Genomic DNA, 17,428 nt, shown 5'->3' on the forward strand with positions numbered 1-17,428 from the left:
ACATTTTTCAGACGGCATTTTTACGAGGAAAATTAATCGGGCAATAAATGAATATTAACCTTCTGCCCTTCGGAAATGGTTTCTCCGGGAGGCACTTCGCAAAACGCATGCGCGCGCGCGCAAGTACTGAGCATGGCGGAACCCTGATTCGGTAACAAACGGGCCACGGTATCGCCAGCCTCATCTGTTTCTACCATTACCCGTAAAAACTCCCTGCGTTTAATCGGTTTGGCAGTATTGAAAGCCGCTTTGGCAGTGATCACGGGCAATTGCCAATGACGGGGGTTTTTACCCATCATTTTGTTTAGTACCGGCAACAGCAACATATGTGCGGTTACAAATGTCGCAACAGGATTACCCGGCAGGATAAATACATTGGTACGTGCGATACTGCCCCACGCGAAAGGCTTGCCGGGCTTGATGGCCAATGTGTGCGTAGTCAGATGGCCGACATTTTCGATTGCCTGTTTGAGATAATCGGCTTCCCCTACGGAGGCACCGCCGCTGGTAACAATTACATCAAATTTTTTAGCGGCAAAGCCCAAAGCAGCTTCCGTCCGCGCCAAATCATCGGGCAAAATACCGCCGTCCATAACTTCGGCGCCAATCATGCGCAACAATGCCATCAATTGGTAACGGTTGGCATCATAAATTTTACTTTCCCCCAAAGCATCGCCCGGTTCGGTCAATTCATTCCCGCTGGAAAACACGATAACCTTCAAACGTGCAAACACGGGAACATTCTTATACCCCTGGGAAGCGGCCAAGCCCAAAGCAGCGGCATTCAGGGTGCATCCTTCCGGCAACAACTCTTGCCCTGCATCGATTTCTTCAGCCTTCAGGCGCATATGCTGTCCTGCACGGATATCGGCCTCAACCGAAAGAATATCGCCGTCTATCGTAGTTTGCTCCTGCGGTACGACGGCGGTAGTATTGGCCGGCAGCGGCGCACCGGTAAAAATCCGTACCGCCTGCCCGTGAGATAACGGCATATCGGCGGTTTGCCCTGCTTGAATGCGGCTGACTACGGAAAATTGCTTCACCCCCCCTTCGGTATCGCAAACGGCATAGCCGTCCATCGCACTATTATCAAACAAAGGGCTTGGATATCGGGCATTCAGCGGAGCTGCCAATACACGGTTGGCAGCTTCTCCTAAGGCAAGATTAACGCATTCCAGCGTACAATTATGAGTATCGAATAATTGCCGGCGGGCGGTTTCGAAATCTATCATGTCGGATATTCCATATCTTGTGGTGAGTTGTAATTAGTGAAATCAGCCTCGTGCGGAAACATCACTGCTCGGGCGCGCTGTTGCTGCAGCCAACCGCGAATGGTACGGGCACCGGCATTCAGATAAGTGACTGCGGCAGGCAAAAGCTGCGGACGGACAAACATAATGCTGTAATGCGCACGCGCGGAAGTTTGCGCATAAAACGCATGGCACAAAGGGGATTTACGGGCGGCCACCGAAAATGTGGCAACCAAATCCTGCGGCAGATGGGGAGTGTCGCAAGGCACGGTTAACAGCCAATCCGCACTGGCCAATTGCAAATCGCTGGCAGCGGTACACAATGCGGCCAAAGGGCCCATCATCTGCCAACGCCGCGCATCGGAGAATACATGCGGGCTGCGTTGTGCGTATTGCTCCAAATTGCGGTTGGCACTGATGGCAATATGTTTTACTTGAGGACGCAGGCAGTCGACCACATGGTCAATAAAAGCTTTGCCTTGCCATTCGATCAAGCCTTTGTCTTCGCCCCCCATACGGCTGCCTTGTCCGCCTGCCAAAATCAATGCCGTAATATTCATTGCGCCTTTTCCCAACTTTGGGCGGCTTCCACATCGGTAACTTTTGCTTCCACCCAATGAGAACGGCTGTCTGAAAAATGCTCTTGCTTCCAAAACGGGGCTTCTGTTTTAAGGTAATCCATCAGGTATTCGGCAGCGGCAAATGCGGCTTTGCGGTGTTCGGAAGCAACCAATACCAAGACTATTTGCTCTTCTGCCGCCAACATTCCCACCCTGTGGATGACGGTACAGGCGGTAAGCGGCCAACGGCTGAAGGCGGAATCGGCAATACGGGCGATCTCTGCCTCCGTTACCTCGGGGAAATGCTCCAAGAATAAATGCGAAAGCGGGGTATCGGTATCTCTGTCGCGCACCAGTCCGCTAAACGCCACGACGGCTCCGGTATTACGGCTTCGTTGAAGCAACGCCTGATATTCTTCGTTGAGGTTGAAATCTTCATGTTGGATGCGGATAAGGGTTTTCATACTCAGCCTCCGGTTACGGGCGGCAACAGGCCGACTTCGGCATCCGAAGGGATATAGTCTTCCCAGTTACTGATTTTCTTATTGATCACCAATCGGAAAATTTTATCTTCTGCCAAAGCCTCACGCCATGTATCACCGCGCGCCTGCAAAAGTTCGAGTAGTTCGCGACCACTGCCTCCCTGCCATTCCAACTGTTCTTGTGCGGTAGCCAACTGCTGTTTTAATACGCCGAAATAAAGAATCGTAATCATTGTGTTCAAACCATTATCGTATTATTTGTAGCCACGGTATTTACAACCGCATTACAAGCCGTCTGAAACGCCTTGCCTGTACCGTTTCCTACCGTGTTATGGAAATATTGTCAGAATTTTACCGCAAAACCCATCTTCATAAGACTAAAGCGGCATCCTCCCTTTGGCGGATTGCAGCCCGCTTCTTACGGTGATAGGGTATCCATCATTTTTACCAACCTGCCTTAGCCATGAATCTGATTGCACGGTTCCGCCGAAAATACACCGCCAGTTTATCCGGGCGACTTAAACTACTTACCTGTTTGTGGGTAGGCGCGGCTTTGTTTTCCATCGCTTTCACGCTGGTACTTTCATGGCGGCTGGAAGGTGCAGGGGCAGCTATCAACGAGGCGGGCAGCCTGCGTATGCGTACCTACCGGTTGGCTTATCTGGCCGAGCGCCAAGCAGATTATGCGGTGATCGAAGCCCAACTGCAATCTTTCGAAGATGCACTGCATACCATTGAAAAAGGTGACCCCAAACGCCCGCTGTTTCTGCCCGATACACCGCAAATCCACCAAAATATGCATAATATGCAGCAACATTGGTATCAGAATATCAAGCCGAAGATTCAGGCAGGCACCGTACCAGATGCCGCGCAACTCAAACAATTCGTCGGCATTATTGATGACTTTGTTCTTTCGGTAGAAAAAGTCAATACCCGCAATACCGAATGGCTCCGCCTTTTTCAGACGGCCTTGATGGTCATGGTATTGGTTGGAGCCGGTGTGATGGTGGTATTACTGTATTTATGGGTAATCCGCCCTATTGATATCTTACGTGAAGGAGTTAGCGCCATCCGAAAAGGCCATTTTGGCACCCGCGTTGGCACCGGTACCGTCGCTGAATTTGCCCAGTTGGGCAAAGGTTTCAACCAAATGAGCGCACACCTGCAAACTCTTTACACCGACCTTGAAGGCCAAGTGGCATTGCAAACGCGTAATCTCGAATTGAAAAACCACGAGTTGGAAACGCTGTACCAAACCTCAAGCGAACTACACCAATCACAAACCGCCGTAAAAGCCGCCGATAATTTTCTCAATAAAGTATTACCTCAACTACCGGCTTCGGCAGCCAGTATCCGGCTGCTTGATTTCGACAGGCAACGGATGGATTTAGTTGCCAGCAGTGGCTTGCCTCAAACAATGCAGAATGCCGAACAATGCGAACATCTTGAAGACTGCCTTTGCGGAAAATCTGCCGCGCGTACGGACGGCTATCCCGTACAGTTTTACGATACTCATCAAAAGGTATCCGGTGAAAATATCGCAAAAACCTTATGCGAGCGCGTCGGCTTTGATGATATCGCTGTTTTCCAGATCCGCTACCAAGAGCAAAAAATCGGTATTCTCACACTGTATTTTTCAGGCGGCCTCAAACTATCCGACCAAGAGACCGCCCTACTCAAAGCACTGTGCGACCAACTCGGCGTAACCATCGCCAATATCCGCTTGGTTGAGGAAAGCCGCCAACTGGCCGTATTGCAAGAGCGCAACTTGATGGCGCAAGGCCTGCACGACAGCATCGCCCAAACACTCACCTTTCTCAATCTGCAAGTGCAAATGCTTGAAAGCGCCATGCAGCGGCAGGAACAAGAACAAGCCGAAGAAAATCTGCGCTTTATCAAAGACGGCGTACAAGAATGCTATGATGACGTACGCGAACTACTACTCAATTTCCGTACCAAAATCAGCCGTAAAGAATTTCCCGAAGCCGTGCATACTCTAGTAAAACGCTTCGAACAGCAAACCCAGATTCCCGCCGATATCCGTTGGCAGGGAGAAGGCTTTCCCCTTAGCAGCGACGAACAACTTCAAGTGATTTTCATCCTGCAAGAGAGTTTGTCGAATATCCGCAAACATGCCCAAGCCCGACATGTCGACATTCAGATTATCAACGAGCAAGATTTCATACTACGCATCCGCGACGACGGCATCGGTTTTGATACCGCCCGCCTCAAACAAATTTCCGGCGAGCACGTCGGACTAGGCATTATGCACGAGCGCGCACGTCGCATTCATGCAGAACTTAACATACAATCCAGGGTAACCGAAGGTACTGAAATTACCCTTACCCTGCCACATCACGAAAGAACCGTAACATGAGCCATATTAAAATTGCATTAATCGATGACCACACACTATTTCGCAGCGGAATCAAAGCATTGCTTTCAAGACAGAATGATTTCGAAATCGTCGGCGAAGCTGCCGATGGCCTAGCCGGAGTCAAGTTGGTAGAGCAGGTATGTCCCGACATTGTACTACTGGACTTGGATATGCCCGTAATGAACGGCCGCGAAGCCTTGGCGCAAATCCTTAGTGCCAAGCCCGAACAAACCGTAGTGATGCTGACCGTATCGGAAGACAGCGACGACCTCACCGAATGTATGCGTATCGGCGCACGCGGCTTTCTGCTGAAAAATATCAATGCAGACTTTTTACTTGAAAGCATCCGCAAAGCCGTAGACGGTGATAACGTTTTTTCGCCCGAAATGACGGCACGCCTGGTTCAATCGCTGATTTCCCCCGCCACTCCGCCGAAAAACCAAGAATTAGCCAGCCTAACACCTAGGGAAATGGAAATTCTCGGCCACTTGGCCGCGGGCCACAGTAATAAAGTGATTGCCCGCCACTTGGATTTGGCCGAATCCACTATTAAAGTACACGTGCAAAATATCTTACGTAAACTTGAGCTAACCAGCCGAGTACAGGCAGCCGTATATGCCGTACAGCACAACGTACCGCAACCGGACTAGAAAACATAGCCGAGCACAAAAATGAAGCGGTAAGCCCGTTTCACTTTCCTTGTATTCGGGTAAATCAACCTTAAAAAAAGAGACCCTTCCGGGTCTCTTTTCAGACGGCATTATTTCAATTGCGGCTCACTTTCACCAAACTGACATCTTTTGTCTCGTGTACGCTCCATAATGCCAATAACGATAAAATACCGTTTACGGCCAAATAAACGCCTACACCCATTAAACCGTAATTTTCATTCAATTTAATCGCCACAATAGTTGCAATCGACGCTCCGACAATAGCGGCAAAATTATATGCAAGCGATGCGCCCGAATAGCGTACTTCAGTAGGGAAAAGCTCAGGCAACAAAGCTGCCATCGGGCCGAAAGTACAACCCATCAACACCATACCGACCAAAATAAAAGCCAAAACACTGACAGGTGTACCGTTCAGCAGAAACAAGGGCATCGCCAAACCGAAAATAATAATAAGCAAGGTTATGCCGATCAACCAAGCACGGCGGCCGATTTTATCTGCAAAAATACCTGAAATACTGGTAAAAATACCAAACACCACCGCTCCGATCATCAAAAATCCGGTAAAGGTATTTGCCGCGATACCCAAACCCGTAGGATGTCCTGACGGCGACAAAGCCACGGGGCTTTTCGAATAAACCTGCACAAATGCCGTCATCACATAAAACAGCACATACGTTGCAGTCATGATAAACGTACCCTGCAGAATCGGCTTGATATGCTTCACCATCACCTCTTTTACCGGCGCATCCACTTTCAAACCTTTATCTTCAACTTCTTTAAAGACATGGCTTTCATGCAGCGTCAGGCGCATATAAAGACCGATTAACACCAAAACAATCGAAATTAGAAAAGGAATACGCCAAGCCCATTCAACCAATGCATCGGCACCGAAAATCGCACTCACGCCGAAAAAGGCACCGTTAGCCAATAACAGGCCGATGGGTGCTCCCAATTGCGGAAATGTACCGAACCAGGCACGCTTGCCCTCGGGAGCGTTTTCCGTAGCAACCAGGGCCGCACCGCCCCATTCTCCGCCTAAGCCAAGCCCCTGCCCGATACGGCAGATGCACAAGAGCAAAGGTGCCCAAATACCGATACTTTGATAAGTGGGCAACAAACCGATGGCAACGGTAGAAATCCCCATAGTTAGCAAAGAAGCCACTAAAGTTTTCTTACGGCCGATTTTATCGCCGAAATGTCCGAAAAGTGCCGATCCCAAAGGGCGGGCAAAAAAAGCCAAAGCCAATGTGGAAAGTGAAAGCAAAATAGCAACGCCGGGGTTGCTTTTGTCGAAGAACTGGGTATTGAACACCAGCACAGCTGCTGCCGCATAGATATAGTAATCGTAAAATTCGATAGCCGTACCGATCATTGAGGCAACCGCCACTTTGTACGGATCGTTGCGCAACACGGCCTCTTGCCCGTCTGCACCCCGGGTAATATTACTCATTTTCAGATGCACTCCAAAATATTGTCTGTTAAATAAACACCGCTTATTTGCCGTCGGATAGACAGTTAACCCGGAGTTGTGCATCTGTGCTTTGTGAGCGAGATATCCCTCGGAATAAGCATATGGTAGTGCGTTCTTCAGGCCAATCAGGTTTTGCGGCAGTATCGTACCCAATATAGCAAGTTTACAAAAAACCATCAATTGTAAACTTAGGTAACTCCGGAGCCATTAATGCCGTCTGAAAATTTTCGGCATTGCGGTGGTTGTTTTTCTCTAAAACAACACCTCACCGGTGCAGCCAAACCATTTTTTTTATGGCATGATTCAACAGTTCGCCCTTTTCTGCCGGGCTCTGATAACACCCGCGCTATGCGCCATATCGGAAGATTTATTATGCAAACCCTTATCCAATCCGTTCAGCAGGAACTGCGTCTAAAAAAGCAGCAAGCCGTAGACGCCTACCGTGAGAATCGTCAGCCCAATCTTTTTTTCGAACGATACGGCAATGCGCTGGATACTGCATTGGGTACGCTATGGGCTGAATTTTTTGCAGGCAGGCCTTTATGTTTGCTGGCAACCGGCGGTTACGGACGCAGCGAAATGTATCCCTTTTCAGATTTGGATTTAGCCATTGTTTCCGAAGAGGCGCTTACCGAAGGCGAACAAGAAAATATCGCTCTGTTTATACAAACCTTATGGGATATGCAGCTGGCTCCGGCTGTAAAAGCCGGTAGTATCAACGAATTATGCGCAAGCGCCGCCGAAGATATTACGGGCGATACTGCTTTTTTAGAAGCGCGTTTTTTATGCGGCAGCCATCTCGTAGCTGAAAAAATGTTTATCCATTTGGGCTTCCAACGAGATACCGCCACTTTTATCGAAGCCAAATTAGTAGAAATGCAGCAAAGGCACGATAAATCCCAAGGCTCCGGCGCTGTCTTAGAACCCAACGTCAAAACGTGCCCGGGTGGGCTACGCGACATTCATACAATGCTATGGCTGGCTAAAGTACAAGGCTTGGAAGCCGATATTCATACCCTGATCAGCCAAGGCATTATTACCCGCACCGAAGCGGGTATGCTGATGAACAGCCATAAACAGCTGGCTAAAATACGTATCGACCTGCACCTGACGGCCGGGCGGGAAGAAGACCGGCTGATTTTCGACCTGCAAACCCAAGTGGCCGCTAATCAAGGGCTGCAAGACGACAAGCGCAATATCAAAAGTGAGAAACTGATGCGGGCGCTTTACCGTGCCACCAAGACAGTCAAACAGCTCAACGGCATTCTACTACCCATGTTGCGCGGTCGCGTATATTCTCGCCTGCCGCGAATCGTTTACGATATCGATGAAGACTATTATCAAGTGGGCAACCAAATCGCTGCCAAAGATAAAAAATTATTTATCAAAAAGCCTACCCATATTTTCAAAATCATCCAGCTTTTGCAAAGCCGCAACGATCTCACCGACATTGCCCCGCAAACCCTGCGTGCTTGGTGGGCTGCCTCACAACGTATCAATGAAGACTTTTACCAAAATCGGGTCAACCGCGAACGTTTTATCAGTTTTTTCAAACAAGGCGGCGGCCTTACCCACGTTGCCCGTTTTCTGAACCTGTATGGCGTGCTAGGACGTTACCTGCCTGCCTGGGGAAAAATCGTCGGGCTATTACAGCATGATTTGTTTCACATCTATCCGGTAGACGACCATATTCTGATGGTTTTGCGCAACATGAGGCGGCTGGCTATGGATGCCCACAGTCATGAGCTCCCATTTGCATCAGCCCTGATGAATTCTTTCGAGCACAAATATATCTTATATTTGGCTGCTGTTTTTCATGATATCGCCAAAGGCCGGGGCGGCGATCATTCCGAACAAGGTATGGCGGATGCCCGCGACTTCGCCCGCGACCACTTTATGCCCGAAACAGACAGTGATTTGCTGGTGTGGTTAGTAGAAAACCACCTGCTGATGTCTGCTACCGCTCAAAAAGAAGATATCCAAGATCCCGACGTCATCGCCCGTTTTTGCAGTAAGGTTCAATCCCAAGAACGGCTGAATGCCCTTTACTTGCTTACCGTAGCCGATATTCGCGGTACTAATCCCAAATTGTGGAATGACTGGAAAGCCAATCTTCTACAAAACCTCTTTCACGCTGCTGCCCGACATTTTGCAGGTGAAACCCGAGACCGTTCGGTCATTGTCAGCCGCCGCCAAAAAAGTGCGCAAGAACTACTCTCCCACACCGGTACGCCTGAAAAACAACAAAAAAAATTGTGGCAGGTACTCGGCCCTGCCTATTTCGTGCGCCACGAATCACAAGAAATTTTGTGGCACTGCGCCAATCTCGTTCATAACATAGAAACCGCACAAGCACGCAGCCGCATATCGCCCGATGGCAATACTTTGCAGGTGATGGTGTTTATGCCCAATGCCGCCCGTGTATTTGCCCGCTTGTGCCGTATTTTCAGCCATCATGGCCTCAATATTCTTTCGGCCCGTGCCTATGTAACCGAACATAATTATCTGCTCGATACTTTCATCGTACAAATACCCGCCCGCCACCAAAGCAGCGATTATCCCTATATACAAAGTGCCCTCGAAGCCGAACTGAACAACTTCATCCACGGTTTTCATACCGAAGACGACGCTACCTGCGGTATCCGTAGTCGCCGCAGCCGCCATCTGCCGATAGCTCCGCATATCGTTTTAACACCCGAGGAAAACCGCCCCGGCTGGTACACGCTGGAGCTTATTGCCGTTAACCGGCCTTATTTGTTGGCCAATATCGCCGAAGTCTTGTCCGACCAAAACATCAGTTTGCGCTATGCCAAAATCACCACGCTGGATGAGCGCGTGGAAGACAGCTTCGTGCTTTATTGCCCGCATTTGGAAAACCCCAAAAACCAATTGGAACTCAAGCGCGCCCTATTGGAACAGTTAAGTAATTAATCCAAGGCCGTCTGAAAATATTCAAAACTTTCCACCAAAATAAAATACCGTCTGAAAATACTTTCAGACGGCATTTTTCCAATAAAAACCGCTTTATCTATATATTAAAACTGCGACAAAGCCTGTTCAAGTGCTTCTGCCTCTTTAATAGTACGGATATGCTCAAATAACAATTGAGCTTCCGGATAAACCTTGCGCAGCATCCCCAACCATTGCTTCAACCTTGCTACCGGATATTTATTGTTCGCCTCTTTTTTCAAACACAAATCAAAAAACAAGCGTACCCAATCCATCACTTCTGAAAATTGTGCTTCTACTACCGTTGTTCCATGCTCATATTGTGCGATTTGTCTGGCCAAATCAGGCCTCATCACCGCACCGCGCCCAAGCATAATGCTGTCGCATCCGCTTTCACGCTTGATGCCGATATAATCGTTTAAGGTGAAAACATCGCCGTTGGCCGTTACCGGAATATTGACCGCATCACGTATTTTCCTTACCCAGCGCCAATGCGCCGGCGGTTCGTAACCTTCTACTTTGGTACGGGCATGAACGGTTAGCGCACATGCCCCTCCTTCGGCAATCGCACAAGCATTTTCTAAAGCCAGTGATTTATCTTCGAAACCCAATCTCATTTTTGCAGTGAGCGGGATGTGCGGCGGCAATGCAGAACGTAAAGTCTGCACAATATGCCGGATAAGCTCAGGCTCTTTCAAAAGCACCGCCCCGCCCTTGTGCTTGTTAACAGTAGGTGCCGGGCAGCCGAAATTAAGATCAATTTTATCCACACCCAGGCGAACCGCCGCCAAAGCGTTTACAGCCATGTTCTCGGCATCGCTACCCAATAATTGGACGGTACAAGGCACCCCTGCATAAGTACGGTTGCCATTAACAATTTCAGGAACATATTTCAACCAAGTTTGGCGGGAATGAACCGTATGGGTGATGCGTACAAATTCACTAACGCATTCATCAAAGCCACCGATACGGGTAAGCAAATCCCGCATTACATCATCACAAAGCCCCTGCATCGGAGCCAAAACCAAACGGTGAGTGTTCATCAAGATATACCAAAATATTAAAAAATATCAGCGGGTTTGAACCTTTCAAACCCGCTGCTTCAACAGCCCATAAGTTTATTTTAGCGGCGGTGGTGCTTTTTGACTACCGGTTTGCGAACTTCATCCGACTTTTCAAGCAAATCTGCCGACTCTGATTGATACCCGATATCATGTCCTTCGTCTTTCGCTGATTGTTTACTTTTTTCATTCCACATAAATGCTTCGGAAAGATCGGTAAAAGTAATCACATCTTGACGATTACGGTCTAAAGTGAAAACAGGCTTTCCATAACGATAAACCAAATTGGCATCAATATTCAAAACATGCTGCTCGGCATTAACTTGGGCATAGTTGCGTACTCCCAAAACTCGCCCGTTTCGGTTTAGATAAAAACTTGTATAGTAATCGCTGCCAAAATATTTTTTGAAATCGAATTCTGCCATTGCTTTTGACAATTTTTCAGCAGAATCGCGCGCCTCTTCGATTTTCTGCTCATCTATATTTTGCTCGGGCAAAGTTTTTTGCAAATAATCAAAATGCTGCCTGTATGCTTTTGTAAAAGCATCGGCATAGGCAGTTTTTGTCGGCTTGTCCCACCGGATTTCCAAGCGGTATTTAGCGCCTAATTCTTTGGCAAACTCGTCTTTCTCTGCCAACCGATAAGTTTCCGCAGGCAATGAGCCGTATGCGCTATACGATGCCAATACCCATGCCCTAAAAATATTCCGTAACGGTATGTCATCCAAAGTACCTTTCGGTAAGGTGAAACGGAATGGTTCGTTTAACATACGCAAACGCATCGGAGAAGCAACGAAAAAATCCAATATTGCCGTAATACTGCCCGGAGCTTCCATAGTAAGGCTCAGATTTTTCAAATCAAATAAAAGCGGCAGTTTCATACTGCTATATTCATTACGTCCCCGCATAAGCAATTCGGGCGTTAACTCCAACAATTCTTCGCGTAAATCAACCGCTCCCGCATATTTCAGACGGCCACTTTCCAAATATTGGGTTAGATTGGGATATTGTTCTAAAGCTCGCGTCGCTAATACACCTACATTCTCACTTTCCTCGGATGAACCAAGTATGGTTGACAACAAATCTCCCTCTGCTGCATTTTCATCAGCTCCGCTTACAGACTCATCCGCCAACGACAATGTGGCTGTTTCATTGTTTCCTGTATCTTCCCCATCCGGCAGCTTACTTTCCTTATCTGCAGACTTCATAGGTAAAACACCTTCATATCCGTCTGTCTGTCCTACTTTTTCAGTATCGCCCTCTTTCAAAGCGATTTTACGGCTCTTTTCAAAAGCCTGGGAATCAGAGGGCACTCCCTTATTTTTCTCACTTAAGAAAATACGCATTTCACCGCTGAAATTGTAGCTGCTATCCTGCTTTGTACTACGCTCCATCGCGATTTTCATCATATCTTGCGGAGATTTTCCGTTTAATGTACCGCAAGCACTTAAACCAAAGACAACAGGCAGCAATACCGCCAATACAGTCCTCCTCATATCCTTTTCCTTTTAAAATATAAAATTTATTCAATATTCTAAACAAATTCTTAACAATCTCCAATACAAAAAAGGTCATTAACCAATATCGCCCATCGTTGGCATATGCAGTATCATGTACAAAATCACTATTTATCATCTACGCCTTCAACACCACCCGTCATTATTATGCCTTACACCGTTACTCTCGCACCGGACAATACCGAATTCCCCATTAACGACAACGAACCGATTCTGGCTGCAGCAAAGCGCCATGGCCTTAATCTGCCGCATTCCTGTCAAAATGGTATTTGCGGACAGTGCAAAGCAGAAATTATTGAAGGTGAAGGACTACAGGGCTCGCACGCAGAATCCGCATTAAGTTCGGAGGAAGCATCACAAGGGAAAATCCTGATGTGCTGCTGCGGCGTAAAAAGTAATATCCGCCTCAAAGTACCTGCATATAACGGCCTCACAGCACCACCGGTTAAAACCCTGCCTACCCGTGTAACGGTCATTGAAATTAAAAACCATACTGCCATTGTGAAACTCGCTCTACCCAAAGTGCCTCCGTTTATTTTCCATCCCGGCCAATACATTGATATTTTATTACCCAACAACCAAACCCGCAGTTATTCGATTGCGAATAACCCACAATATACTGAAGGGCTGGAACTACATATCCGAAAACATGACAACGGCTTATTCAGTAATATGATTTTTAACGATAAGCCTACCGTTCAACCCAAAAGCATTTTACGTATCAGAGGCCCTCTGGGTACATTTTCCCTAAGAGAGGGACAAAAACCGATTATCTTTTTAGCTGCCGGTACGGGTTTTGCCCCCATCCAAAGTATGCTGCATCATCTTATCAACATAGATAGCATACGCCCTGTTCACTTATATTGGGGTATGCGTACGATACAAGACTTTTATGCTTTGGATACCGCAGAAAACTTAATCGCACAGCTACCGAATGCGCGCTTTACTCCGGTTCTCTCCCGTGCAAATAGTGATTGGCACGGTGCGCGGGGTTATGTTCAAGACCACGTTATCCAAGACTACCCAGATCTGTCCGGTTACGAAGTTTATACCTGTGGCTCTCCTCAAATGATTCAAGCTGCCAAAACGGTTTTATCAGAAAGATGCAGGCTACCTGAACATGCTTTTTTTTCAGACATCTTCCTACCGGCATCAACCTAAACCATAAAAGCATACGGCCTTCCATAACCGGTAGCCGTTTTACTTTTACTTCAGGTAGCTAGGCAATACAAAATACAAATATTCCCGATTTAACAACCAACTCTCCCAACCTTGACTTGCATCAAAGACCTTGCTCGGATTTTCCCTATAATGCCTAATAACAAAGCCTAAAAACTGAATTTCATAATTTAACTAACGGTGAAAACTATGGAACTCTTTAAAGAATTATTTGCATCTCCGGTAGGTATTTTGTCTTTTATTACGATTGCTGTAGTGATTGTTATTGCAACATTTTTATTTTTCTGGGTTAAAAAGCAAGCAGACAATAGTTCTCAACACTGACGTTTCTTTTCCTCTTGATGTGTGTGTGTTTAGGGTGTGGCTGGTGTCACACCTTTTTTTTGTTTATGCTAACAGTTTTATCAAATTTATTTCCAAATAACTATTTTTGAATAAAAAATTTAGTTCACAATATTTAAAATACGATATATTAAAACTATTAACAATTAATTAAAATATCCAAATCTTAGATATAATAACTGGTTATTTAGAAAATTATAAATAGTTCCCATTATAAAAGTTAAATAAAGTAAATAAAATACATTGCTATACAGATAAAAACAATTCTTTACATACTCATTAAAAAATGAATTTAAAAGTATAAAAATATCAAAATAAACTACTTATAAAAATAGTTAATTTTTTCAAAACAAATAGATAAAAAGCTCTATAAATAATTTAAAAAAATAAAAATAAAATAATAATTTAAACAATACAAAACAATCATATACAAGTAATTTATTTATAAAATTTATTATTTGTATTCGATTAAATACATTTTTAATATTATTCCGTGAAATACCGAAAAGAAAGGTAAAACGATAACTTTAAAGTTAAATAGCCGCCTATGATATATCTATGGTAACCGCCTTAATCAAGGCAGTCTTTTGAAGAAAGTATATTAAAATGAAAAAATATTTTGCCGAATTTTTTGGTACCTTTTGGTTGGTATTAGGCGGTTGCGGCAGCGCAGTATTGGCCGCTGCTTTTCCTGAATTGGGTATCGGCTTTGCAGGCGTAGCGCTCGCATTCGGTTTAACCGTACTGACTATGGCTTATGCCGTAGGCCATATTTCAGGCGGCCACTTTAATCCGGCAGTTTCCGTCGGATTGTTTATAGGTGGCCGTTTTAACGGTAAAGATTTGCTGCCCTATATTGCAGCCCAAGTAATCGGCGCCATTGCCGCCGCTGCCGTGCTTTACTGCATTGCATCAGGCAAAGTCGGCTTTGATGCCGCTGCATCAGGCTTTGCCAGTAACGGCTTCGGCGAACACTCTCCCGGCAATTACAGCATGATGTCGGCTTTGGTTATCGAAGTTGTTCTGACTGCGTTTTTCCTGATTATCATCATGGGTGCCACCGACAAGCGCGCACCAGCCGGATTCGCACCGATTGCCATCGGCTTGGGCTTAACATTGATCCACTTGATCAGCATCCCAGTAACCAATACTTCTGTTAACCCCGCCCGCTCTACCGGTGTCGCATTATTCCAAGGCGGTTGGGCTGTCGATCAACTATGGCTCTTTTGGGTAGCACCGATTATCGGCGGTGCCATCGGTGCGGCAATTTACCGTTATTTGTTAAGCGACAACGACTAAATACAAGATTGAACCTTTGTGCGGTTACCAAAGCAAATGCAGCCTGATTTCAGGCTGCATTTTTTATTACAACATTGAAGCACACATACTATTCTGCCGCACCAAACAGCAAGCCTTCTTTAATCCCCCGAATCTTATCGCGCAATACCGCCGCTTCTTCAAACTGCAAATCACGGGCGGCTTGCTGCATGGCTTTTTCGAGTTTGGCAATCTCTTTCAAAGCATCTTCTTCGGTGTGGATTTCACCCACTTTTACCGATTTTCCTTTCAGACGGCCTTTATTATTTTCTTCATGATATACGCCGTCGATAATGTCTTTTACCTGTTTGGTAATTTGTGTGGGTGTGATTCCGTGCTCTTCGTTAAACTTGATTTGCTTCTCACGACGGCGTTCGGTTTCTTCGATGGCTGCTTTCATCGAATCGGTTATTTTATCGGCATAAAGAATCGCAACGCCGTTTACGTTACGGGCAGCCCGACCTATGGTTTGGATTAAGCTGCGGTGGCTACGCAAAAAACCCTCTTTATCGGCATCCAAAATCGCCACCAGAGAAACCTCGGGAATATCCAAGCCTTCGCGTAATAAGTTGATGCCTACTAACACATCAAACAATCCCAAACGCAAATCACGAATGATTTCCACGCGCTCAACGGTATCAATATCACTATGGAGATAGCGTACTTTAACTCCCAATTCACTGTAATAGTCGGTCAGCTGCTCAGCCATACGCTTGGTGAGCGTGGTTACCAACACCCGCTCGCCTTTGGCAATCCGGTCGTTGATTTCACTTAGTAAATCATCCACCTGTGTAACCACCGGACGGATAATGATTTGCGGATCAACCAAACCTGTGGGACGAACCACCTGCTCGACAACTTGACCTGCATGTTCGGACTCATACTGGGCAGGAGTTGCCGATACAAAAACGGTTTGTGGCATGATTTTTTCAAATTCATGAAACTTCAGCGGACGGTTATCGCGGGCAGACGGCAAGCGGAAACCGTAATCCACCAAATTTTGCTTACGGCTGGCATCTCCTTTATACATACCACCGATTTGGCCGATGGTAACATGGCTTTCATCAATAAACATGATGGTATTTTTCGGCAGATAATCCATCAACGTGGGCGGTGGCTCCCCCTCTTTTTTACCGGAAAAGTGGCGGGAATAGTTTTCAATGCCTTTGCAAAAACCCATTTCATAGAGCATTTCCAAATCGAAACGGGTACGCTGTTCGATGCGCTGTTGCTCGACATGGCGCATTTCTTTGGCAAAAAATTCGATACGCTCGCGCAATTCTTCTTTGATTCCCTCGCAAGCGCGCAAAACCGTATCACGGGGGGTAACGTAATGGCTGGAAGGAAACACGGTATAGCGGCCTACCCGCTGAATACTGCCGCCCGTTAACGGATCAAACAAATCCAAGCGGTCAATCTCATCATCAAACAAACTGATTCGCAAGGCATTATCCGAACTTTCGGCCGGGTAAACATCTATCACATCGCCCCGTACTCGGAAAGAGCCGCGTTTGAAGTCCATATCGCCGCGTTCGTATTGCATGGCAACCAAAGTAGCGATGATGTCGCGCTGCGACAAAGTATCGCCCTCTTTGACCGACAGCACCATTTGCTGGTATTCAGTAGGATCACCGATACCGTAAATTGCGGAAACGGTAGCAATGATAATCACGTCATTGCGCGTCATCAGGTTTTTGGTGGCAGAAAGGCGCATTTGCTCGATATGTTCGTTAATCGCCGAATCTTTTTCGATAAACAAATCACGGCTAGGCACATACGCCTCAGGTTGATAATAGTCGTAATACGATACAAAATATTCCACCGCATTTTCAGGGAAAAATTCACGCATCTCGGCATACAGCTGTGCCGCCAGCGTTTTGTTGTGCGCCATAATAATCGCTGGCCTGCCGCTGCGGGCAATCACATTTGCCATGGTATAGGTTTTTCCCGAACCGGTTACGCCCAACAGCGTTTGATATGCTAGGCCGTCTAAAAGACCTTCCAGCAAACATTCTATCGCCGTTGGCTGGTCTCCTGCCGGCGGAAACGGCTGATGGAGAATAAACGGACTGTCGGGGTATCGTATCACTTCCATAATGAATGCAGACTCTTAACTAAGTACAGACTGTTTATCATACCAAAAAAGCCTATGGCCGTCTGAATCCGGCTATCTGTATATAACAAAATCGCATTTAATTAAAACCAAGCATTCTTTCCCTTTTTCAGACGGCATGGGCTAAAGTAACGCCATA

Annotated in this window: 14 protein-coding genes; 6 read left to right on the top strand and 8 right to left on the bottom strand. The window is 46.6% G+C overall.

Annotated features, from left to right (window positions below; genetic code table 11):
• Positions 1 to 32: 32 nt before the first annotated feature.
• From glp to ACEPPX_RS00890, 4 genes are read right to left on the bottom strand one after another with little or no spacing between them, the layout of a single operon-like run.
• Entirely contained in the window at positions 33 to 1,232 is a 1,200-nt protein-coding gene (glp, locus tag ACEPPX_RS00875) for a gephyrin-like molybdotransferase Glp (RefSeq protein WP_416622562.1), read from the bottom strand.
• Entirely contained in the window at positions 1,229 to 1,810 is a 582-nt protein-coding gene (mobA, locus tag ACEPPX_RS00880) for a molybdenum cofactor guanylyltransferase MobA (protein WP_416622563.1), read from the bottom strand. Before mobA ends, glp begins: the two co-directional genes overlap by 4 nt.
• The gene (locus ACEPPX_RS00885) at positions 1,807 to 2,274 is read right to left on the bottom strand and encodes a molybdenum cofactor biosynthesis protein MoaE (protein WP_416622564.1); all 468 of its coding nucleotides are present in this window, start codon (positions 2,272 to 2,274) and stop codon (positions 1,807 to 1,809) included. Before ACEPPX_RS00885 ends, mobA begins: the two co-directional genes overlap by 4 nt.
• Positions 2,275 to 2,276: 2 nt before the next feature.
• Entirely contained in the window at positions 2,277 to 2,525 is a 249-nt protein-coding gene (locus ACEPPX_RS00890) for a MoaD/ThiS family protein (protein ID WP_416622565.1), read from the bottom strand.
• A gap of 230 nt (positions 2,526 to 2,755) precedes the next feature.
• On the opposite strand from ACEPPX_RS00890, the gene ACEPPX_RS00895 reads away from it, so the two are divergent.
• Positions 2,756 to 4,669, top strand: coding sequence for a type IV pili methyl-accepting chemotaxis transducer N-terminal domain-containing protein (locus ACEPPX_RS00895; RefSeq protein WP_416622566.1), 1,914 nt, complete (start codon positions 2,756 to 2,758; stop codon positions 4,667 to 4,669).
• Positions 4,666 to 5,319 carry a response regulator gene (locus tag ACEPPX_RS00900; RefSeq protein ID WP_416622567.1) on the top strand — a complete coding sequence of 218 codons (654 nt, stop codon included), beginning with the start codon at positions 4,666 to 4,668 and terminating at the stop codon, positions 5,317 to 5,319. Before ACEPPX_RS00895 ends, ACEPPX_RS00900 begins: the two co-directional genes overlap by 4 nt.
• Positions 5,320 to 5,434: 115 nt before the next feature.
• Here the strand turns inward: ACEPPX_RS00900 and ACEPPX_RS00905 are convergent, their stop codons facing one another.
• Positions 5,435 to 6,790, bottom strand: a complete 1,356-nt coding sequence (locus tag ACEPPX_RS00905) for an MFS transporter (protein ID WP_416622568.1) — start codon at positions 6,788 to 6,790, stop codon at positions 5,435 to 5,437.
• Positions 6,791 to 7,183: 393 nt separating this feature from the next.
• Here ACEPPX_RS00905 and glnD point away from each other — a divergent pair, with 393 nt between their 5' ends.
• A complete protein-coding gene (glnD, locus tag ACEPPX_RS00910; RefSeq protein ID WP_416622569.1) occupies positions 7,184 to 9,742 on the top strand; it encodes a [protein-PII] uridylyltransferase in 2,559 nt (852 codons plus the stop codon).
• A gap of 104 nt (positions 9,743 to 9,846) precedes the next feature.
• On the opposite strand, the gene ACEPPX_RS00915 is transcribed toward glnD, so the two are convergent.
• Complete coding sequence (locus ACEPPX_RS00915; protein ID WP_416622570.1) at positions 9,847 to 10,803, bottom strand: tRNA dihydrouridine synthase; 957 nt, start codon at positions 10,801 to 10,803, stop codon at positions 9,847 to 9,849.
• Between the two features lie 80 nt (positions 10,804 to 10,883).
• Positions 10,884 to 12,317, bottom strand: a complete 1,434-nt coding sequence (locus ACEPPX_RS00920; protein ID WP_416622571.1) for a hypothetical protein — start codon at positions 12,315 to 12,317, stop codon at positions 10,884 to 10,886.
• A gap of 168 nt (positions 12,318 to 12,485) precedes the next feature.
• Here ACEPPX_RS00920 and ACEPPX_RS00925 point away from each other — a divergent pair, with 168 nt between their 5' ends.
• The 3 genes from ACEPPX_RS00925 to aqpZ all read left to right on the top strand — a co-directional run bounded on the left by ACEPPX_RS00925 (position 12,486) and on the right by aqpZ (position 15,158).
• Positions 12,486 to 13,499 carry a 2Fe-2S iron-sulfur cluster-binding protein gene (locus tag ACEPPX_RS00925; RefSeq protein WP_416622572.1) on the top strand — a complete coding sequence of 338 codons (1,014 nt, stop codon included), beginning with the start codon at positions 12,486 to 12,488 and terminating at the stop codon, positions 13,497 to 13,499.
• A gap of 207 nt (positions 13,500 to 13,706) precedes the next feature.
• Positions 13,707 to 13,841, top strand: a complete 135-nt coding sequence (locus ACEPPX_RS00930; protein WP_416622573.1) for a DUF3149 domain-containing protein — start codon at positions 13,707 to 13,709, stop codon at positions 13,839 to 13,841.
• Between the two features lie 624 nt (positions 13,842 to 14,465).
• Positions 14,466 to 15,158 (top strand): aquaporin Z, encoded by a 693-nt coding sequence (gene aqpZ / locus ACEPPX_RS00935; protein ID WP_047760162.1) that lies wholly within the window; start codon positions 14,466 to 14,468, stop codon positions 15,156 to 15,158.
• Positions 15,159 to 15,246: 88 nt separating this feature from the next.
• Here the strand turns inward: aqpZ and uvrB are convergent, their stop codons facing one another.
• Positions 15,247 to 17,271 carry an excinuclease ABC subunit UvrB gene (gene uvrB, locus ACEPPX_RS00940; protein WP_416622574.1) on the bottom strand — a complete coding sequence of 675 codons (2,025 nt, stop codon included), beginning with the start codon at positions 17,269 to 17,271 and terminating at the stop codon, positions 15,247 to 15,249.
• Between the last annotated feature and the right edge of the window lie 157 nt (positions 17,272 to 17,428).

The sequence above is a fragment of the Neisseria sp. S1 genome, assembly GCF_048060015.1.
Taxonomy (GTDB): Bacteria; Pseudomonadota; Gammaproteobacteria; order Burkholderiales; family Neisseriaceae; genus Neisseria; species Neisseria arctica.

Coding starts and splice junctions, on each gene's coding strand:
- glp (WP_416622562.1), bottom strand. CDS start 1,232: ATGATAGATTTCGAAACCGCCCGCCGGCAATTATTCGATACTCATAAT.
- mobA (WP_416622563.1), bottom strand. CDS start 1,810: ATGAATATTACGGCATTGATTTTGGCAGGCGGACAAGGCAGCCGTATG.
- ACEPPX_RS00885 (WP_416622564.1), bottom strand. CDS start 2,274: ATGAAAACCCTTATCCGCATCCAACATGAAGATTTCAACCTCAACGAA.
- ACEPPX_RS00890 (WP_416622565.1), bottom strand. CDS start 2,525: ATGATTACGATTCTTTATTTCGGCGTATTAAAACAGCAGTTGGCTACC.
- ACEPPX_RS00895 (WP_416622566.1), top strand. CDS start 2,756: ATGAATCTGATTGCACGGTTCCGCCGAAAATACACCGCCAGTTTATCC.
- ACEPPX_RS00900 (WP_416622567.1), top strand. CDS start 4,666: ATGAGCCATATTAAAATTGCATTAATCGATGACCACACACTATTTCGC.
- ACEPPX_RS00905 (WP_416622568.1), bottom strand. CDS start 6,790: ATGAGTAATATTACCCGGGGTGCAGACGGGCAAGAGGCCGTGTTGCGC.
- glnD (WP_416622569.1), top strand. CDS start 7,184: ATGCAAACCCTTATCCAATCCGTTCAGCAGGAACTGCGTCTAAAAAAG.
- ACEPPX_RS00915 (WP_416622570.1), bottom strand. CDS start 10,803: ATGAACACTCACCGTTTGGTTTTGGCTCCGATGCAGGGGCTTTGTGAT.
- ACEPPX_RS00920 (WP_416622571.1), bottom strand. CDS start 12,317: ATGAGGAGGACTGTATTGGCGGTATTGCTGCCTGTTGTCTTTGGTTTA.
- ACEPPX_RS00925 (WP_416622572.1), top strand. CDS start 12,486: ATGCCTTACACCGTTACTCTCGCACCGGACAATACCGAATTCCCCATT.
- ACEPPX_RS00930 (WP_416622573.1), top strand. CDS start 13,707: ATGGAACTCTTTAAAGAATTATTTGCATCTCCGGTAGGTATTTTGTCT.
- aqpZ (WP_047760162.1), top strand. CDS start 14,466: ATGAAAAAATATTTTGCCGAATTTTTTGGTACCTTTTGGTTGGTATTA.
- uvrB (WP_416622574.1), bottom strand. CDS start 17,271: ATGGAAGTGATACGATACCCCGACAGTCCGTTTATTCTCCATCAGCCG.